The following is an 18,776-nucleotide window of genomic DNA, read 5'->3' on the forward strand; positions in this document are numbered from 1 at the left end:
AAAATAGATTTAAATTAGATAAGGAGCGGTTTTATGAAAACTATTTTAGTCATCGGCAGTTCCTCAACGGATTTTATCGTCACCACCAAACAATTGCCAGCAAGCGGTGAAACAGTTTTTGGAGAAGCTTTTGCTACCCGCTTTGGCGGCAAGGGAGCTAATCAAGCGGTGGCCGCCAGTCGTCTGGGGGTAGCGGTCACTATGATTGGTAGTGTCGGCGCAGATTCCTTTGGAGAAAAAATCACTGAAAATCTGCAGGCCAATCAAGTGGATGTCCAACATTTTAAGCAAACAGCCCAGCAGTCTTCTGGTTCGGCGCATATCACCCTTTATGAAGGGGATAACCGAATTATCGTCGTGCCAGCTGCCAATAATTTATTGACGGTAGCCTATTTGAAACAATACAGTTCGGTGCTCAGCACAGCTGATTTTGTTATCTTGCAAAATGAAATTCCCCAAGAAAGTAATCTTTGGGTGATTGATTTTTGTGCAGAAAAGGCAATCCCTTTACTGTATAATCCTGCACCGGCTCGAGAAATTTCTGCTGTGGCTTTAGCAAAAACGACTTACTTTACACCGAACGAGCAAGAAGTGCAGCAATTATTTCCGAAAAATAGTTTGTCAGAAAGTTTACGACAATTCCCCAATCAATTAATTGTCACACTGGGGAAAAAAGGGGCAATCTTTTTTGATGGGGAAGAAGAAATTACAGTGCCAGCTTTTGCGACAGAAGCTGTCGACACAACAGGGGCCGGCGATACTTTTAATGGGGCTTTTGCCGTGGGAATCTTGCGGGGCTTACCGATTGCCGAGGCAATTCGCTTGGGCAATTTAGCTGCCAGTTTTTCGGTCCAAGGATTTGGAGCCCAAGGTGGGATGCCGACCCTTGCGGATTTAAAAACTTCTGCTGATTTTACTTTTAAGTTTTAAGGGAAAGTGCCATCTAAAGCACAAAAAACTGCCGATTCGGATTGTAGCTAAACTAGCTTAATCCAAAATTGGCAGTTTTTTCGTGGAGATAATCGGCAGAAAAATTAGTTTACAACGGTCCATTCATTGATGCTCTTGCCGTTTTTATCGAGTAATTCTAACCAGCTATTGGTGCCGCCGAAATATAAAAAGAGGCCGACTTCACTGACACTTTTTAAAATAATATCTTCAGTTGTTGTAAAATCTTTAAACTGGTGCTGATGTTCCTGCCGTAACTGCTCGCCAAACCGAGCGGAAAAGCCCAACGAACCATCTTTATTTAATGGCGCTTGTGGCAGCATTTTAGCGCCGGCTTTAATCAGCATTTCATTGCGCTTAATCCAGAAAACTTTTGCTTGTGCATCTGGTCGGTCAACAGAAAATTCAATTTCACTAACTTCCTTCGTCCATTTATGGCGGGGCTTACCACCCTTTGCTTTGCTGGGCTTTTCCTCAGCGGCTTGTGGACGGGTCAGAGGATAGCCAAAGCGTTCCAAAATCAAAAAGCTGTCTGCGAAAGCGGGGATAATAATTTTTTCGATATTTTCCGGCAGAGCTGTCTTTTTCAATTTCGCAGCATAGGGCTGGCCAGCAGTATGCAGCACATTATTTAAATAAGTGCTGTAATAATCTTTTTCTGTTTCTAAAGGGAAATCCAAATAAATTAATTGGTCAAAGGGAACATCTGGATCTTCAAAGGCATTCGTGGTAGCTAAGGCCACAACTTTTCCAGCATTTAAAAAGAAAAGAAAACCAGAATCATGTTCGCTTTGAAAAGAAAAGCCCATATTTTTAGCATCAGCAGCAACTGGCTTGGTAATAAAAATGGTTAAATCATTGGGTCCAAAAATTTCAGTGTAAGCTTCGTATAAATTCACTTTTAGTTCATGCAATAAATTATTTGTTAAAAAGTCCATTGTAAAGCCTCCTTCAGTTAACTGTATCAGTTACTTTCTATTAAACCTCTTTTCAATTTTCTTGTCATGTTTGCGGATTAAAATTTTTTTGTTTTGAGTTAGCACTCTCTTGACAAGAGTGCTAATCAGCAGTACAATATAAACATCAGGAAAGGTCAAAGATAACTTTCCCCTTGAAAATTATGCCAGATTTTTAAGGTTCTAAATAATTTTAGAGAAAGAAGATGGAGACTATGGCAAACTTAACAACAAGAAACAATAATTGGATGTCAATGGGAGATAACTTTTTTGATAATTTTTTTCCAAATAATCTTAGAGCAGATGAATTCAAAGTCGATATTAAAGAAACTGAAACTGCTTATGAAGTTAAGGCGGATTTACCCGGCTTTGACAAGGAAAATTTGAATGTTGTTTACGATGACAATATTTTAACTATTGATGCCAAGCGAGACAATACAGTTGAAGATAAGGATGAAGACGGCAATTTCTTAAGACGCGAACGTAGCAGCCAATCCTTCCGTCGGCAATTTATGCTAAAGGGCATCGACGAAGATAAAATAACTGCTAACTTTAAAGACGGCGTTCTGCATTTAGAATTAGCTAAAGCAGCAACTAATGATAAAGACCGTAAACGGATTGAAATTAATTAAAAATTTTAAGTCATAGAGCCTAAATATTTTCTGGGTTCTGTGGCTTTTTTTTGTTGTTTCTAGCCAATCTGATAAGTAGGGAAGATTTCAGGTGTCTACAGAGAGTTTATGCCAGCGGAATAATTATCATGTTTTTTTTCGAATCTTATTGAGGGGTTTAATTATTTGCAATCTACAACAAAACAAGCAAAAGTGGTATAACAGCGATAGTTGCAAACTGTCTAGGTTTGCAAAAATGTTGAGGTTGGGTGAGAATAAATGGGCAGAAAAATCTAGATTAGGCACCGAAATAAACTTAACGAAGAAGCGAGGCAGACAATGGAAATCATTTTAATTCGTCATGGAGAATCCCTTTTTAATCAAGCCAATCGGTCGACTGAGACTGGCCGCTTTTTTTCAGGTCAAAGCGATGTTCCCCTTACAGACAAGGGTCGTCAGCAAGCACACGAACTCAGTAGATTAGCAATTTTTTCAGGGGTTGATCAAGTGTATGCTTCTCCCCTTAGCCGAGCGTATGAGACCGCCAGATTGGCAACAGGCCGGCAGGACATTATTTTAGATAAGCGGCTAAAGAAGCGATCATTAGGAATGCTTGATGGGAAAAACATCACGGATTTGCCGCAAGGGCATGATTTTTTGCAAAACCAATCACTTGGCCATAGTTTTACTGATAGGACGCCAGGCGGAGAAAATTATGCTGATGTTGAAAAGCGGGTCGGCGAATTTCTTAAGGAACTGACAAAAAACTTGGCAGCTAACAAAGTAGCGATTTTCTCCCATTATGTTGCAATCCGTCTGATGATAAAATTGTTACTAAATTTGGATGAGGAACAAACTTTGACATTAAAAATCAAAAATAGTTACCCTATGTCTTTTAGAGGCGAATCACTGGGAAATTTTATTGGTGATTTTGATTAATAACGCTCTCACTTAGCAAAAATTACTTTTGATGGAAATTTAATATGCAGGTGTAAAAAGAAATTGTCAAAACTAAATTTTTCTTCAAAAAGTCAGTAGTTTAAAAGAACTAGCTTTCGTTTAGGCACATATCTGTTGATATTTAATGGGAATTGATAGTAAAATATGGCTATTAATCTAAAAATAAAATGTCAAAGTTTTACGTTTGGGGAAAAACAGGTGGAGAAGTGAAAAATTTAGGGAAATTTTTGTTGGCAGTCACAGTCTTTTTAGAAATTAGTTTTTTTAATCCAGCATCAGGGGAAGCGGCAGCAACCGATAGTACACCGATGTATCGGATGTACAATCCCAATTCCGGTGAGCATTTCTATACGGAAAATCGTTTTGAACGAAATGATTTACAAAGTGTCGGCTGGAATTATGAGGGAATCGGCTGGTATGCACCGGTAACAGGTAATCCGGTTTATCGTTTGTACAATCCGTATAATGGTGATCACCATTATACTTTAAGTGCTACTGAGCGGGATAATCTGGTGAAAATCGGCTGGCGAAATGAAGGCATTGGCTGGTATTCAGACCCGAATCAAAGTGTACCATTGTACCGAGCTTTTAATCCGAACGTTAATACCGGCAGTCATAACTACGCAATTACTTGGACTGAGCAAGAGAGCCTCATTAATCGAGGATGGCATAATGAAGGGATTGGTTGGTACGGTGTGGAGGCAGAAAGTTTTCAAACGACTTATGTCAATCATCGGGGCAACACTTATAGTGCTCCAGAAAATTCCCTGCCAGCTTTTCGGCAAGCTAATGCTCCAGCGGTTGAAACGGATTTAAAATTGACGAAGGATCGTCAATGGGTTTTGATGCACGATGATACCCTTGATCGCATGACCAATGGCACTGGTGCAGTTAGCGATTATACCTTGGCTGAATTGAGCAATTTTAAAATTGACCAAGGGGCGAATGTCGGCAGTTATTCAGCGGCAGATTTGAAAATCCCTACCTTGGAAGATTATTTATTCATTTGTATGGTAGAAGGTAAGATTCCTTTTCTTGAACTAAAGGATGCCTCGGCGACGACTGAAGATTTGCAAAAAGTCTTCGATACTTTAGCAAATTATGGTTTTACCAGTGATAATACCAAAATAATTTCCTTCCATTTTGAGCAACTGCAACTGGCTAGTCAGATTAATCCAGATTTTCCTTATCTATACTTGGTTTATGAAATTAACCAAGCTACAATTAATGCAGCTTTACAATTAGGCAATCAGCCGGGAATTGATTCTCACTATGGGCAAGTAACCAGTACCGCTGTCAGAAAGGCACGCAATGCCGGTTTGACCGTTGGAACGTGGACCGTTCCAGAAAACCAATTTTTAGATATGCAAGACATGCGGGTGGACTATGTGACCACCGATCAAGCGCCTCGCTAAAATTTTGAAAAAATTTTCATTGTCTATCAATAAGATTTTTTTCGCTAAGAATTGATTACTGCTAGTCTCTCAAGCAACGCTTATCAAAGTAGATAATTTATGAAAATAATCAAATTGCCCTTATGCCGCTTGTTTTCATTTTGAAAGCAGCGGCATAAGGGGAATTTTTTTTGAAATTCAAGACGATACTGATTATTTTGCTAAATTTTTTTCTCGGGAAATCTCCCTCTGTAAATTTTTCTGGTTTTCAGCTATAATACCAAAGGAATGTTGACGAAGGGTGAGCAGAGATGGCACAATTATTTTTTAAATATGGGGCAATGAATAGCGGTAAGACAATTGAAATTTTAAAGGTAGCCCACAACTATGAAGAACAAAATAAACCGGTTGTCCTATTGACTAGCGGTCTCGATACCCGGGAAGGTGTCGGGGTTATCTCCAGTCGCATTGGTTTAAAGCGGGAAGCGACACCGATTTTTGCGGAAACTAATTTATATGAGCTGATTGTCAATTTGGATTATCGGCCCTATTGCATTTTAATTGATGAATCGCAATTTTTGCAAAAGCATCATGTCTTGGCTTTGGCAAATGTTGTTGATAAATTAAACATCCCGGTGATGGCTTTCGGTTTGAAAAATGATTTTCGCAATGAGCTATTTGAAGGCTCAAAATATTTACTGCTCTATGCAGATAAAATAGAAGAATTAAAGACAATTTGCTGGTTCTGCCATAAAAAGGCGACGATGAACTTGCATTATATTGACGGACAGCCAGTCTATGAAGGCAATCAGGTTCAAATTGGCGGCAATGAAGCTTATTATCCTGTCTGTCGCAAACATTATTTTGAACCGGGAAAAATTGTTGAGAAGTAAAGCTACATTAGTTGATAGATTGTTTAGATGTTGCATTCTACTGGAAAACTAGCTAAAGTATTCAGTGAGAGTGAGCTATGGTATGAAGAAGAGATAAAGGAGCGAATCCATGTACGATCAGTTACAGGCGATTGAAGATCGCTATGAAGAACTTGGTGAATTATTAAGTGATCCCGCTGTTATTACCGACACCCAGCGGTTTATGCAGTTGTCTAAAGAAGAAGCCAACACAAGAGAAACGGTGGAGGTTTATCGCCGTTACAAAACGGTTGTTCAAGGGATTGCTGACACCGAAGAATTATTAGGTGAAAGCTTAGATGCCGATATGGCGGAGATGGCCAAAGAAGAACTGTCTGAGTTAAAAAAAGAAAAAGAAGTATTAGAAGACCGGATTAAAATTTTGCTGCTGCCAAAAGACCCCAATGATGATAAAAATATTATCATGGAAATTCGCGGAGCCGCAGGTGGCGATGAAGCAGCTTTATTTGCCGGTGATTTATTTAATATGTATCAAAAATATGCGGAAGCGCAAGGCTGGAAAGTCGATGTGATGGATGCCAATGTTACGGGCATCGGTGGTTATAAAGAAGTAATCATGATGATTACCGGCGACAGTGTCTTTTCAAAATTAAAATACGAAAGCGGCGCTCATCGAGTTCAACGGGTACCTTCAACAGAATCGCAGGGGCGGATTCATACATCGACAGCAACGGTTGTCGTGATGCCAGAGGCCGAAGAAGTCGAAATTGATATCGCCGATAAAGATATTCGGACTGATATTTATCATGCATCTGGAGCTGGCGGCCAGCACGTCAATAAGACAGCTTCTGCCGTTCGTCTGACTCATATTCCAACAGGAATTGCTGTAGCGATGCAGGATGAGCGTTCACAAATTAAAAATCGGGAAAAAGCGATGAAAATTTTGCGGGCTAGAGTCTATGACCAAATTTCTCAAGCGGCGCAAAGTGAATACGATGCCAGCCGTAAGTCAGCTGTCGGAACTGGCGACCGTTCTGAACGCATTCGCACCTATAATTTTCCGCAAAATCGGGTCACCGATCACCGCATCGGTTTGACGATTCAAAAGTTGGATCAAATTTTGGCAGGAAAATTAGATGAAATTATTGATGCCTTGGTGATGTACGACCAAACATCAAAATTGGAAGAATTGCAAAATGGTTAAAACCTATCGAGAAGTCCTCCAGCGGGCTTCTTCTTTTTTGGAAGCAGCAGGCAAAGAAGGCTATGCCATCCACTACCTTTTTTTGGAGCGCAAAGGTTGGAGTAAAACGGATTGGTTATTACAGATGAATGAAGCAATTCCAACTGCCGACGAGACTCAAATTGCATTAGATGTGAAGGCTCTGATGGAAAATCAGCCGCCGCAATATCTTCTAGGCTATGCTGATTTTTATGGTCGTAATTTTTTTGTGAACCACGATACTTTAATTCCTCGACCAGAGACTGAGGAATTAGTTGAGTTGGTTCTTAAGGAAAATTCGTCTGAGAAAAATTTGCAGGTCGTCGATATTGGAACGGGAACCGGAGCAATTGCGATTACTTTGAAGGCTGAAGCTGACAGCTGGCAGCTCTTTGCTAGTGATATTTCTGAAGGGGCTCTGAGTATTGCGAAAAAAAATAGTCTGACATTAGAAACAGCAATTGATTTTCGCAAAGGCAGTGTGCTGGAACCCTTTGCTGAAAAAACATTTGATCTTATTATTTCCAATCCACCATACATCAGTCAGGCAGAATGGGAATTGATGGATGAAAGTGTGCGCACCTATGAACCAAAGTCGGCGCTTTTTGCGGCGGCTGACGGGTTAGCCATCTATCAAATGATTGCCCAGCAGGCGGTGGCCAAATTAAAAGCAGGCGGTAAAATTTATTTAGAAATTGGCTTTCAACAGGGGCAAGCTGTCAAAGAAATATTTGAAAAAGCTTTTCCTGCAGCGCAAATTGCAGTCAAAAAAGATTTAGCTGGTTTGGATCGATTTGTGGTTATTCACACTTAATGTGGATAAGTCTGTTATTAAATTTAATTAATTGAATGAAAATAAGCTTTCATTTTGGACAGTTTTCAACAAGCTTGTCCACAGTAATAAAAAAACTTATCCACAAAGTTGGGGATAAGTTTGTAAAGGTTTAAAAACTAGTCATTTACAGATAATTAAAGGTGTGGATAAACTGTGGAAACAAAAATTTTTACTGAAGAAACAATTGATCAAGCCGCTGAAATTTTAAAAAATGGTGGATTGATTGCTTTTCCGACAGAGACAGTCTATGGTCTGGGTGCCAATGGTCTCATGACTGAAGCCGTTCAGCAGGTTTTTACCGTTAAAGGTCGACCTGCCGATAATCCCTTAATTTTACACGTCAATCAATTTTCAATGGTGGAAAAATTTGTGGATAAGTTTCATCCTTTAACTGAAAAAATTGTTGCAAAATTTTGGCCGGGACCCTTAACTTTAATTTTTGCGGTGAAACAAGACAGCTTATCGGCGAATGTCACCGGCGGCTTATCCACAGCAGCTTTTAGAATGCCAGCAAACGAAAAAACTTTGTTATTAATTGAAAAAACAGCTGCACCGTTAGTTGGTCCCAGTGCCAATACTTCCGGTAAGCCGAGCCCAACAACAGCGGCCCATGTGCTTCACGATATGAAGGGGAAGATTGCCGGTATTTTAGATGATGGCCCGACCACAATTGGCGTCGAGTCTACCGTATTAGATTTGAGTGATCCTTTAAAGCCACCAATGATTTTGCGTCCCGGAGCAGTCACCAAAGAAGCGTTGGAAAATTTTTTGGAAACAGAAATTTTAATTGACCAACATCTTGTCACAGAGGGCGAAACACCGAAAGCTCCCGGTATGAAGTATAAACATTACGCCCCTAACGCAGAAGTGCTGATGGTTCGTCAGAATGAATGGCCAGAAGCAGCCAGATGGAGTGAAAATAAAAAAGTTGGTGTGATTGCCAGTCAGGAAATTTTAAAATTATTTCCTCAAGACATAGAAAAATATCCTCTGGCAGACGACTCAATTGAAGCCGCCACCCACGGCTTATTCGCTGGCCTACGGGCATTGGATGAAGCTGGCGTTAGTCTTATTTTAGCGCCGGCCTTTGAGGAAGCCGGCTTAGCGGTAGCCTATATGAACCGCTTAAAAAAAGCCAGTAACCAAAAATTTTGGAAAAACTAGTTTTCTTGGTGCCGGAATTTGCTAACTTATGATACAATTCAATAAAAAATAATGTCATGAAGGGTGTTGTCAGTATGGATTTTAAAGAATTTGATCCGGATTTATGGAATGCGATTAATCATGAATACCAACGGCAAGAAAATAATTTGGAGTTAATTGCCTCTGAAAATATCGTGTCCAAAGGTGTCATGGCGGCACAAGGCAGCGTGCTGACCAATAAATATGCTGAAGGCTATCCAGGTCGCCGTTATTATGGCGGCTGTGAATTTGTTGACGTGGTGGAAAATTTAGCCATCGAGCGGGCCAAAGAATTATTTGCTGCAAAATTTGCCAATGTTCAGCCTCACTCAGGTTCACAAGCGAATACAGCGGCTTATCTTTCATTAATTGAAGCAGGGGATACAGTTCTCGGGATGGACTTATCTGCTGGCGGTCATTTGACCCACGGTTCGCCGGTTAATTTTAGCGGCAAAACCTATCATTTCGTACCTTACGGTGTAGATCCAGCGACCGAAGTGATTGATTATGATGTAGTGAGAATTTTAGCCCGCAAACATCAACCGAAATTAATTGTAGCGGGAGCAAGTGCCTACAGCCGCACAATTGATTTTAAAAAGTTTCGGGAAATCGCTGATGAAGTCGGTGCAAAATTAATGGTGGACATGGCGCATATCGCTGGTTTAGTTGCAGCGGGTCTGCATCCAAATCCAGTTCCTTATGCTGATATTACTACCTCAACGACTCATAAAACTTTAAGAGGGCCTCGCGGTGGTTTGATTTTGACCAACGATGAAGAATTGGCTAAAAAAATTAACAGCGCAGTCTTCCCGGGCATTCAAGGGGGACCATTAGAACATGTGATTGCCGCTAAAGCAGTTGCCTTTAAAGAAGCCCTTGATCCAAGTTTTACTGAATACAGCCAGCAAGTGATTGATAATGCCAAAGCGATGGCCGATGTCTTTAATAAAACACCGGAAGTCCGTTTGGTCTCAGGTGCCACTGACAATCATTTATTATTAGTAGAAGTGACCGACTTAGGAATGTCTGGTAAAGAAGCCGAAACAATTTTGGATTCTGTTGGCATTACCGTCAATAAAAATTCGATTCCTTTTGAAAGCTTAAGCCCATTTAAAACCAGCGGTATTCGGATTGGCACGCCAGCGATTACCTCCCGTGGTTTTGATGAAGCGGCATCACGACAAGTGGCAGAGCTAGTTGTCAGAGCGCTGAAGGCTCACAATAATCAAGCAGCTTTAGAAGAAGTTCATCAAGAAGTATTGGCTTTAACAAATAATCACCCGCTTTACGCTTAAAAATATCCAGTTAAATTTTTTTTTGGAAAGTTTAGGACATAAAAAATCAGATAGGAGATTTTAAAAATGGGAAAATTCCAAGTAATTGACCATCCACTCATTCAGCACAAGTTAACTATCATTCGGGAAAAGGATACCGGCACGAAGGTTTTTCGGGAAGTTGTCAATGAAATTGCCATGCTGATGGCTTATGAAGTCTCACGGGACATGCCGTTAGAAGACATTGAAATTGAAACACCAATGACCAAAAGTGTGCAAAAAACTTTAACCGGTAAAAAAGTTGCAATCGTACCAATTTTACGAGCTGGCTTAGGCATGGTTGACGGAATTTTAGAATTGATTCCCGCAGCGAAGGTTGGGCATATCGGAATGTTCCGGGACGAAGAAACTTTAGAGCCCCACGAGTATTTCTTGAAGCTGCCGGAAGATATTGCAGCTCGTCAGCTGTTCGTCGTTGATCCGATGTTAGCAACTGGCGGTTCAGCAATCATGGCAATTGATGCTTTGAAAAAGCATGGCGCTTCTAATATCAAATTTGTCAGCTTAGTTTCTGCTCCTGAAGGGGTCAAGGCCTTACAAGATGCCCATCCAGATATTGATATCTATACCGCCGCGCTTGATGAAAAATTAAACGAGCACGGCTACATCGTTCCTGGTTTAGGGGACGCCGGCGACCGTCTCTTCGGTACAAAATAAAGTGAAGCTTGAGATTGTTTTTAAGTTAGCTTCTGGCAAAAATAGAGAACCAATGCAGTCAGCCTTTAAAGCGGTAGTCTGTAAAAATCAGCGGAGTGTGCGCCGGTTTCCTTGTGTTCAATGCTAGTTTGCTAGACGACTTAGAAGCAATCTTATTTTTTGTTAGGACAATTTTTTTAATTGTCCTTGATACCAGAATTCATTTTGAAGGACCTTGAAAATTATTTGCTAAAAAACTAGGGGGAATCCATTTGCGTAGTCAGGAATTATTAACCGCCTTAATGAATGGCCCGCAGCGGGGGGATTTTGTGGGGATTTATCAAACAGAACATGATAAATTAGTGGCTTTCACCGGGCTTCAATTAGATGAAGCGGGGGATTTAGTTTTGTATTCAGCGAGACAACAGCCGCCACTGGCGATGAAGGATTTTTATACCCAGCTGATGCTTCACAAAAATCGCTACTTAATGCAGTGGCAAAAGGGCAAGAAACAGCCGATTTACGGCTTTAAAGAAGTCGACCGTAAAATTGTCATCTAAAAAAAGCGCCAAAGCTAAAGACGCCGGTGAAGGAGGCTCAGCGAAGGGCTGAATTTTTCCTTTGATAGCTGTCTAAAACTTTGACACTACTTGTTGCTTAACTATTTAATTTACGAAGTTCCTTGTAATTGATAATAACAACACCATTGGACTGTGAAATCAAAGAACTGTTTTCTGATGTTTCATCCATTCTAACAACGGCCGAATTTTTCAGCTGCTTAGTAATGGTTCCAGTTTGACCTTGATTTCTAAAGATAAATGCGACGTGGGTTCCAGTTGTAAACGACTTGCCAAGTGCGGACGGGTCGATAGTAGCTTCAAATTTTCCAAATGTTCCCATGCAATAACCCTCTTTCTACTTCTATTCTAACAAATTTTGGTCAATATTTCATATATTTGACTTTTGCGGGGTTTGAGCTTTACAAAATATGCTAAAAGTTCTATAATTTTCTTTGTTATTCTAAAGCCAGCTTAGCTCAGTCGGTAGAGCAACGCACTCGTAACGCGTAGGTCACAGGTTCGATTCCTGCAGCTGGCATCTTATTTTAAAGCCGTCACATCAACGTTTGTAGATGATGTGACGGCTTTTTGTTTTACAATAAATTGCTGTTTGGGGCAGAGAATGGGGCAGAGATTTTTAAAATATTTTTTTAAATAACGTATTAATCTCTTAGTAGACTTGAGAATCTATCGCTTGCTGCTCTTTTTGATTCCTCCAGCGCATGTCCGTATATGTTCATTGTCGTTCTGTAATCTTTGTGTCCTAGAAGCTCTTGTACTGCTTTAATTGGGATGTTTGGGTCGGCTAGTAAAAAGGATGCCGAGGTATGTCTAAGGTCGTGAAAACGAATCTCACGAAGTCCAGAGCGTTTCACAAATCGAATCCAATTTCTATATAAAGATGTTGGGAGTTCGAAGTTTCCTTCTGGTGAGCCGAATACATACTTGTGTTTTGGGTTTATACGAAGTTTCTTTCTTGCTTCTTGGTTGATTAAGATAAAGCCTTGCATGAAATTCATATAGTTCTGAGGTACAGGGATAATCTTAGAATCGGAAGCTTTAAGACCATCTCGTCTTAAATATTGCTTCTTGTCATTTAAAACAATCCGTTGATGAAAGTGTACAGTGTTGTTGATAAAATCGAAGTCGGTTTCTTCGACAGCTGCTATTTCTCCTTCTCTAGCTCCAGTAAAGAAAGCAGTCAGGACTATAGCTTTCGTTTTTTGTGAAGCCGCATCATCCAAAGCTGTTAGTAATCTGTTTACTTCTTCAATAGAATAAGGTTCAGGTGTAGACTTCTTTTTAAGGGCTTCCTTGGGTAGTTTAACGTCGGAAACGGGATTGTGGCTAATTATCCTATATTGGTCTTTTGCGACGTTAAAAACGCTACTAAGGGCGTTTAAAAAACGTTTCTTTGTTTTTCTCGAAAGAACCTGACTTCTTTTTGAAAGTGGTTGTGCAGCCATGACAATGTCTTTAATTTGATATGGTTTTATTTCTGTCATCTTTTTATTGGATAATGAAGATAAGAAACGTTTTTCGATTATGTCGGAGTATTCACGTATTGTTCTGGGCTCCAATGTTGTAGTTACTTCTTTTTTCCACATATTGTTATAGAAATGTGAAAAAGTGATAGTTGTCACATCTTCATAACCGTGTTCTTCCAAGTCCGCTATCCACTCATCAAGTTCGAGATATGCTTTTCTAAGTGTTAACGAATCAGCAGTTTTGCTAAGTCTAATTGGATTGCCGTTCTCGTTATAACCAACAGTAACACGAAGCCTGAATTTATCTCCTCTTTTTTCAACAGTCCCTTTCTCTACAGCCATAACAAAGTAAGCTCCTTCCCTAACTACTTCCTATCTCTAATTCAAAAAAAGAATGTATGTTCGTTTTTTTGCTAAAAAATAATAAGCTTAATCTAGTAAATATCTTTCCGATTTCAAAGGAACACCATAAGCCGTTTGCAAATGTTCAAATTTTCTAGGATATGAACCTGTATCTTCTTTGTGACAACTAAGCAAAATGTTTGTGGCAAAACGATCGGCTTCACTTTCCATTTTACTTCTAGTCGTCCTATTTAGTACGTAGTAGTTGGATATCCCTTCATGTAGGAGTGCGTGACCCAACTCATGAGCGCACACATAAAATCTTTCTGGACTTTCCATTAATGAATCGGATAAGAAAATAACTTTCCTGTTTAAAATCTCTTGAAATTGGCCTCGAGGGTTATCTAGAAACGGAACATACCGAATATCAATATTTAAAAAGGCGCAAATAATAAAGGGATTGTAACTCCTGCTTAAAGATTTTAATTTAGCAATCAGTTCTAAATAATCCATACCGCTACCTCTATTTTTTCAGCTTCTTATCCTTCTCAGCATATTCCCAAAATACACCAGTTAAAATATCTTTGACCCGTTGTATTTCCTCTGGTGTCAAATTCTCGCCATTATAAGCCATGTTCACATTTGAATCTAACAATTTGTCTAATTCAATTAAATCGTCTTTGTCCGCCCATTTAGGGGCTTGATTTCTGCCTAGCAAATAGTCAACAGAAACTCCAAAATAGTCGGCAAGTCTCACAAGTTCTGTGGAATTAGGAGTTTGTCTTTTCCAACTACCAATGTAACCATTTGAATATCCAAATTTCATTTCTAATTGCCTTATAGACAGTTTTCTTTCCTTCGCAAGTTCTTTTATTCTTTCGTAAGTATTCATTGTTTTATCAACCTTTCTGAATGCTTACAAAAAAGTTTAGATTAATAATATAAAACCTGTTGACAAATTTATATTATTAATCTATACTAATTTTTGTAAACGAGTTTAACAAATATAAAGACAACAAAAAACACAATTGATTTAAATTGCCAACCGCCAAGAAAGCATATAATCATGAAGTTTTATGTCTTGTTTAACTATGCCCATAGTATAGATTAATAATCTAAAAATGTCAACATAGTTTAGAAAATAGTTGTTAAACTTGTTTATAAAAATTAAGTTAGGAGGTAATTTCTGATGGCTAACATAATGGAAACGAAAGAAAAAATTTTAAAGCATTTCGAAAAAAACAATTGGGATATTCCCGATGTAGCAAGTGCGTTAGGTATTTCAGAGCAATATTTACGACGAATTCTAAATGCGCCAGACAAACATTTGAAGCAAATGACGGACATTATTGCTTACTACAAAATCAGATAGCGTGAGGTGTAACCAATGACCAATCTTGCATTAGTAAATTTAGATGATTTAAAAATTCTTGTTGCCGAGAATGTTATACCGAATGAAGTTTGGAATTCTAAGCAAGCATCAGAGTATCTGACTACTAGTGTTCCTACGTTAATCAAAGAAGCTGAACAAGGAAAAGTACCCGGGGTTCGCATTGGTAAGGATTGGAAGTTTAGCTCTCTGGCTCTATATGAATATGTAGCAAATAAATCAACATAAGGAGGCAACGACATGAAACAGAAATTTCCATATCAGAGAGGGTACAAAAACCCCAGCGCTTCTTCAATAAAGAAAGAAAAAAACACCGGGGTAGCTCCTACATTGGTAAGTTGTAATCTGACAATTGATGCCAAAAAGCTTAGCCAATTTCTTGCATCAACCAATTATGATATTCGCCGACAAGAACACATATGGGCTAAATAAACATAAGGAGGACGACAGGATGGAACAAAACAATAAACCCGCAGTTATAAAAACCAATCTTATTGACAACGAAACAAAATATGAGTTACCTAACGTAACCTTGGTTCTCACCAATGGGCAAGATTTAATCGATGAAATCAAAAAAGCCCAGCTAAAAATGGCTGAGCTAAATGAGATATTAAACAAATTGCAAAAATTTAGTCCAGAATTTCATCAAAAATGATTGAAACAGGCTCGAAGACATCGTTGCTATCAGTTCTTAAAAAAGGAAATTTCAAACCTTTGATATCTAGGAATTCAACATCTTTTATTGAAGATTCAATACTAGACACCTCTATTTTGCATTTAGTAACAAAGTTTTCAAATTTTCTCATCGTTCCTATCAAATCTTGTTGTAACAGATTTCTTTTGTCTTCAAACGGATCGTTATTCAGAAAGGTATTAAAAAAGCTTTTTCTAAATTCAATGTCATGCGCATTTTGTTCAAAGGGATTTGATTTGTAAAAATTTGCAGTCACATAGTGATTTTTAAAATAAAAGACAACTTGTTTTTGCTTAAAATCATCACCAAATAGCATTTCAAAACAGTATAAATATAAGGCTGATTTATCAATATTCATTTTTTCACCACCTTATCAGTTATTTCAGCAGACCACTTGCTGATAAGGAAATTATACCAAAGGAGGAATCGGACTACATGGAAAAAAAGTTATTAGCTAGATTGTATGCAACAACACCTAAAAAGAAGATGCGACAGTTACAGGCGCTCTGTTATGTGTCGTTTATGCTAAATATCGTCTTATTGGCTTTCTCAGCTTGGGCGGTGCTTAGATAGTGCTAAAAGCATATAAAGAATGGCTCAAGATGTACAAGCAGATTGTGTTAGAAGAAGGCGGCTTTTGGAAGTGAGGTGATACAGGATGAAATTTTGGACCACAAAAGAAATTGAGTATATCAAGAAAAATGCCCTACTAGCTGAAACTAACGAGGTATTGAATGTCGCTGAGTTAGCAAAAAAGTTGAATCGCTCAGAGAGAGCAGTAGCAAAAAAAATTTATTTGCTTAGAAAAGAAGGCGAGTTGCCGAAAGTGAATCGTGAAAATGCGATTGACAGCCATGGAAGACCTTGGAGTAAAGACGAAGAGAAGCGTCTTATTGCTATGCGAAAGCGGGGAGCCACCTATCAAGAAATTGCTGAAGCACTAAATCGTACTGAAAAAACTTGCGCTGCCAAAGGTGCAAAGTTGATAACAAAGGGAAAATTAAAAAGCAATAGAGCGTCTTGGAGCCATGAAGACGTTGAAAAGTTAAGTGCCAATATTAAATTTGACGAAAATGGCTATGTCGAAAATTACAGCGAATTGTCCAACCTGTTGGGAAAAAATTATCAGCAACTAACACAAAAAGTAACGAATCTTAGAAAGCAAGGCTTGATTACTGTAGGAGCCGATAAATGCAAAACTAGTGTGAAGTCTAAACAAGCCATGGATAAGTTCAACAATGCTAGATTTGCCAGTTATCCTAAAAAGAAGGAGAAGACTGTCATGGAAACTAAAGAGACACCGGCAGTATCAGTTGACTCACGAGAAGTAACGTTAATTTTGACAACTACTATCGTGAATGGCTATCAGACAGAACAGTATTTTACTAAAGAAGGAAGATTGATTGCAAAAAAAGAACTGACTACGCCTGCAAGCAATTAGTCAGTCAAAAATTATTCTACAAGGAGATTATAACATGGAAAATGAAAAACTTGAAAAGCTTAGTAAGGATTTTAATGAAGTAGTGGACAAGAAAGCTACAAAATTAATTTTGGAAAATAAGTCTGAAGCACATTGTTTTGGTGATGTGACACAGAGTTTGGAAAAACTTAAAGCTCAATGTGTATTTCATGGTAATCCTTTCTTAGTAGTTGTGAACCGTGCATTAGAAATTGTTGAACAAGAAAAAAATGCAATTACTCTGTGGAAGTAATTGCAAGTAAAGTTATTTTTCGATACGCACTATAGAATTTGAGTTGTAATAATTTTGAGGATTTTCAATATCAAAGAAATAATCCGAGTTGGCCAACAACTCTAATAGGCTAGGGACTAACCCATCATGTGTATGATTCCATAAAGAATAGACGCCTGATTGAGAAGGGTAAAGCTTTTCAGGAATTTCATTACTGGAAAGCGAACTTTTGATACTCATAAAGCTTTGCTCTTCATGAAAAGTTTCTACAGTCCCATCAGCGAAATAAACTTTAATTTCTGGCATAATTTCACCTCCTTACTAAGGAGAGTATATCAAAAATGAGGAGCATAAATCATATGGTAGTTAAAATCAATAAACTAGAAATTGAAAATGTTAAGCGAGTGAAGGCCGTAAAAATTGAACCGACAGCTAATGGCTTAACAATAGTAGGAGGGAATAATAATCAAGGGAAGACCAGTGTCTTGGATGCTATCGCTTGGGCCTTAGGTGGTAACAAATTTAAACCTAGTCAAGCAACGAGGGAAGGCTCCGTAACACCTCCACATTTATCAATCACTATGGACAACGGTCTAGTAGTTGAGCGTCGTGGGAAAAACTCTGACCTGAAAGTCATTGATCCAAGTGGAAACAAAGCCGGTCAACAGCTATTAGATGGCTTTGTGGAAGAGTTGGCTATCAATTTGCCTAAATTCATGCAGTCTACCAGTAAGGAAAAAGCAACTACCTTGCTTGAAATTATTGGAGTAGGAGAGCAGCTGGCAAAGCTTGAATACGACGAAAGCCAACTGTATAACCAGCGACGGACCATCGGACAGATTGCCGATCAGAAGAAAAAATTCGCTGATGAACAAACCTATTTCCCGGACGCTCCAAAAGAGCCTGTAGCCGCTTCTGAGCTTGTGAAGCAACAACAGGATATCTTAGCTAAGAATGGTGAAAACCAAGCCAAGCGGCAAAGAGTGAAGGAAATTAGCCAACAATTTGAATTAGAAGATCAAGAGATTAAACGACTCCAAACTCAGCTTTATGAACTTCAGCAGAAGCATGACCAGACCGGTCAAGATTTGGAATTTGCGAAGAAGTCCGCCCTTGATTTGCAGGACGAATCTACAGCAGAGCTTGAAAATAGTATTGCTGCAATTGATGAAATTAATCGAAAAGTTCGAGCTAATTTAGATAAGGATATGGCTGAGGAAGAAGCTAATGAGTATAAGAATCAGTATGACACGTTAACCACTCAAATTGAAGCTATTCGAATGGAAAAAACTAAGTTACTCAATAATGCTGCTTTACCATTACAGGGATTAACTGTCGAAGAAGGTGAGTTAATCTATAACGGTCAGCGTTGGGACAATATGTCTGGTTCTGATCAGTTAAAAGTGTCTACTGCGATTGTGCGTAAATTAAAACCAAATTGCGGATTCATTCTTTTAGACAAATTGGAGCAGATGGACTTGAATACTTTAAACGAATTTGGAAAATGGCTAGAACAGGAAGGCCTCCAAGCAATTGCCACTCGTGTGTCAACTGGTGAAGAGTGTGAAATCCTCATTGAAGATGGCTATGCCGTGAAAAACGAAACACTTACGACTGATTCAAAAATTAATACAGGATGGTCAGGGAAAGGAGCATTTTAAT

Annotated in this window: 26 protein-coding genes and 1 tRNA gene; 20 read left to right on the forward strand and 7 right to left on the reverse strand. The window is 38.9% G+C overall.

Annotated features, from left to right (window positions below; all coding sequences use genetic code 11):
- Positions 1-33 precede the first annotated feature (33 nt).
- On the forward strand, positions 34-930 hold the full coding sequence (rbsK, locus tag ACYSNU_RS07240) for a ribokinase (protein WP_461736507.1): 897 nt from the start codon (positions 34-36) through the stop codon (positions 928-930).
- Positions 931-1,034: 104 nt separating this feature from the next.
- Here rbsK and ACYSNU_RS07245 read toward each other — a convergent pair whose 3' ends face one another.
- The gene (locus ACYSNU_RS07245; protein WP_461736508.1) at positions 1,035-1,886 is read right to left on the reverse strand and encodes a hypothetical protein; all 852 of its coding nucleotides are present in this window, start codon (positions 1,884-1,886) and stop codon (positions 1,035-1,037) included.
- A gap of 233 nt (positions 1,887-2,119) precedes the next feature.
- Here ACYSNU_RS07245 and ACYSNU_RS07250 point away from each other — a divergent pair, with 233 nt between their 5' ends.
- The 10 genes from ACYSNU_RS07250 (at position 2,120) to ACYSNU_RS07295 (ending at position 11,510) form a co-directional block, all read left to right on the forward strand.
- Positions 2,120-2,536 carry an Hsp20/alpha crystallin family protein gene (locus ACYSNU_RS07250; protein WP_461736509.1) on the forward strand — a complete coding sequence of 139 codons (417 nt, stop codon included), beginning with the start codon at positions 2,120-2,122 and terminating at the stop codon, positions 2,534-2,536.
- A gap of 318 nt (positions 2,537-2,854) precedes the next feature.
- A complete protein-coding gene (locus ACYSNU_RS07255) occupies positions 2,855-3,454 on the forward strand; it encodes a histidine phosphatase family protein (RefSeq protein WP_461736510.1) in 600 nt (199 codons plus the stop codon).
- 227 nt (positions 3,455-3,681) lie between these two features.
- Complete coding sequence (locus ACYSNU_RS07260; protein WP_461736511.1) at positions 3,682-4,890, forward strand: glycerophosphodiester phosphodiesterase family protein; 1,209 nt, start codon at positions 3,682-3,684, stop codon at positions 4,888-4,890.
- Positions 4,891-5,180: 290 nt separating this feature from the next.
- Positions 5,181-5,762 (forward strand): thymidine kinase, encoded by a 582-nt coding sequence (locus ACYSNU_RS07265; RefSeq protein WP_461736512.1) that lies wholly within the window; start codon positions 5,181-5,183, stop codon positions 5,760-5,762.
- 109 nt (positions 5,763-5,871) lie between these two features.
- Complete coding sequence (gene prfA, locus ACYSNU_RS07270) at positions 5,872-6,945, forward strand: peptide chain release factor 1 (RefSeq protein ID WP_461736513.1); 1,074 nt, start codon at positions 5,872-5,874, stop codon at positions 6,943-6,945.
- On the forward strand, positions 6,938-7,777 hold the full coding sequence (prmC, locus tag ACYSNU_RS07275; protein ID WP_461736514.1) for a peptide chain release factor N(5)-glutamine methyltransferase: 840 nt from the start codon (positions 6,938-6,940) through the stop codon (positions 7,775-7,777). Before prfA ends, prmC begins: the two co-directional genes overlap by 8 nt.
- Before the next feature lie 174 nt (positions 7,778-7,951).
- The gene (locus tag ACYSNU_RS07280; protein ID WP_461736515.1) at positions 7,952-8,962 is read left to right on the forward strand and encodes an L-threonylcarbamoyladenylate synthase; all 1,011 of its coding nucleotides are present in this window, start codon (positions 7,952-7,954) and stop codon (positions 8,960-8,962) included.
- A 74-nt stretch (positions 8,963-9,036) separates the two neighbouring features.
- The gene (gene glyA, locus ACYSNU_RS07285; RefSeq protein ID WP_461736516.1) at positions 9,037-10,275 is read left to right on the forward strand and encodes a serine hydroxymethyltransferase; all 1,239 of its coding nucleotides are present in this window, start codon (positions 9,037-9,039) and stop codon (positions 10,273-10,275) included.
- A gap of 66 nt (positions 10,276-10,341) precedes the next feature.
- Positions 10,342-10,971 (forward strand): uracil phosphoribosyltransferase, encoded by a 630-nt coding sequence (gene upp / locus ACYSNU_RS07290; RefSeq protein WP_461736517.1) that lies wholly within the window; start codon positions 10,342-10,344, stop codon positions 10,969-10,971.
- Positions 10,972-11,222: 251 nt separating this feature from the next.
- Positions 11,223-11,510: a hypothetical protein gene (locus tag ACYSNU_RS07295; protein WP_461736518.1), complete on the forward strand. Its 288-nt coding sequence runs from the start codon at positions 11,223-11,225 to the stop codon at positions 11,508-11,510.
- A 97-nt stretch (positions 11,511-11,607) separates the two neighbouring features.
- Here the strand turns inward: ACYSNU_RS07295 and ACYSNU_RS07300 are convergent, their stop codons facing one another.
- Positions 11,608-11,850: a hypothetical protein gene (locus tag ACYSNU_RS07300; RefSeq protein WP_461736519.1), complete on the reverse strand. Its 243-nt coding sequence runs from the start codon at positions 11,848-11,850 to the stop codon at positions 11,608-11,610.
- A gap of 125 nt (positions 11,851-11,975) precedes the next feature.
- On the opposite strand from ACYSNU_RS07300, the gene ACYSNU_RS07305 reads away from it, so the two are divergent.
- Positions 11,976-12,048: transfer RNA gene (locus ACYSNU_RS07305), tRNA-Thr, on the forward strand.
- Positions 12,049-12,172: 124 nt separating this feature from the next.
- Here the strand turns inward: ACYSNU_RS07305 and ACYSNU_RS07310 are convergent.
- From ACYSNU_RS07310 to ACYSNU_RS07320, 3 genes are all read right to left on the reverse strand, one after another.
- Complete coding sequence (locus ACYSNU_RS07310) at positions 12,173-13,339, reverse strand: tyrosine-type recombinase/integrase (RefSeq protein WP_461736520.1); 1,167 nt, start codon at positions 13,337-13,339, stop codon at positions 12,173-12,175.
- A gap of 87 nt (positions 13,340-13,426) precedes the next feature.
- Positions 13,427-13,852 (reverse strand): ImmA/IrrE family metallo-endopeptidase, encoded by a 426-nt coding sequence (locus ACYSNU_RS07315; RefSeq protein WP_461736521.1) that lies wholly within the window; start codon positions 13,850-13,852, stop codon positions 13,427-13,429.
- Positions 13,853-13,862: 10 nt separating this feature from the next.
- The gene (locus tag ACYSNU_RS07320) at positions 13,863-14,231 is read right to left on the reverse strand and encodes a helix-turn-helix domain-containing protein (RefSeq protein WP_461736522.1); all 369 of its coding nucleotides are present in this window, start codon (positions 14,229-14,231) and stop codon (positions 13,863-13,865) included.
- Between the two features lie 297 nt (positions 14,232-14,528).
- On the opposite strand from ACYSNU_RS07320, the gene ACYSNU_RS07325 reads away from it, so the two are divergent.
- The 4 genes from ACYSNU_RS07325 to ACYSNU_RS07340 are packed head-to-tail and all read left to right on the forward strand — an operon-like array spanning position 14,529 to position 15,384.
- Positions 14,529-14,711, forward strand: a complete 183-nt coding sequence (locus ACYSNU_RS07325; protein WP_461736523.1) for a hypothetical protein — start codon at positions 14,529-14,531, stop codon at positions 14,709-14,711.
- Positions 14,712-14,726: 15 nt separating this feature from the next.
- Entirely contained in the window at positions 14,727-14,957 is a 231-nt protein-coding gene (locus ACYSNU_RS07330) for a MerR family transcriptional regulator (protein WP_461736524.1), read from the forward strand.
- 12 nt (positions 14,958-14,969) lie between these two features.
- A complete protein-coding gene (locus ACYSNU_RS07335) occupies positions 14,970-15,161 on the forward strand; it encodes a hypothetical protein (RefSeq protein ID WP_461736525.1) in 192 nt (63 codons plus the stop codon).
- A gap of 19 nt (positions 15,162-15,180) precedes the next feature.
- Complete coding sequence (locus ACYSNU_RS07340; protein ID WP_461736526.1) at positions 15,181-15,384, forward strand: hypothetical protein; 204 nt, start codon at positions 15,181-15,183, stop codon at positions 15,382-15,384.
- Here ACYSNU_RS07340 and ACYSNU_RS07345 read toward each other — a convergent pair.
- Complete coding sequence (locus ACYSNU_RS07345) at positions 15,359-15,781, reverse strand: hypothetical protein (RefSeq protein WP_461736527.1); 423 nt, start codon at positions 15,779-15,781, stop codon at positions 15,359-15,361. The genes ACYSNU_RS07340 and ACYSNU_RS07345 overlap by 26 nt on opposite strands.
- Positions 15,782-15,858: 77 nt before the next feature.
- On the opposite strand from ACYSNU_RS07345, the gene ACYSNU_RS07350 reads away from it, so the two are divergent.
- The 3 genes from ACYSNU_RS07350 (at position 15,859) to ACYSNU_RS07360 (ending at position 17,135) form a co-directional block, all read left to right on the forward strand.
- Entirely contained in the window at positions 15,859-15,996 is a 138-nt protein-coding gene (locus ACYSNU_RS07350) for a hypothetical protein (protein WP_461736528.1), read from the forward strand.
- Between the two features lie 85 nt (positions 15,997-16,081).
- On the forward strand, positions 16,082-16,864 hold the full coding sequence (locus ACYSNU_RS07355; protein ID WP_461736529.1) for a helix-turn-helix domain containing protein: 783 nt from the start codon (positions 16,082-16,084) through the stop codon (positions 16,862-16,864).
- Between the two features lie 34 nt (positions 16,865-16,898).
- The gene (locus ACYSNU_RS07360) at positions 16,899-17,135 is read left to right on the forward strand and encodes a hypothetical protein (RefSeq protein WP_461736530.1); all 237 of its coding nucleotides are present in this window, start codon (positions 16,899-16,901) and stop codon (positions 17,133-17,135) included.
- A gap of 12 nt (positions 17,136-17,147) precedes the next feature.
- Here ACYSNU_RS07360 and ACYSNU_RS07365 read toward each other — a convergent pair whose 3' ends face one another.
- Entirely contained in the window at positions 17,148-17,420 is a 273-nt protein-coding gene (locus ACYSNU_RS07365) for a hypothetical protein (RefSeq protein WP_461736531.1), read from the reverse strand.
- A gap of 53 nt (positions 17,421-17,473) precedes the next feature.
- Between ACYSNU_RS07365 and ACYSNU_RS07370 the strand changes: the two genes are divergently transcribed.
- Positions 17,474-18,775 carry an AAA family ATPase gene (locus ACYSNU_RS07370; RefSeq protein ID WP_461736532.1) on the forward strand — a complete coding sequence of 434 codons (1,302 nt, stop codon included), beginning with the start codon at positions 17,474-17,476 and terminating at the stop codon, positions 18,773-18,775.
- Position 18,776 lies beyond the last annotated feature (1 nt).

It is taken from the genome of Enterococcus sp. LJL120, from assembly GCF_054871765.1.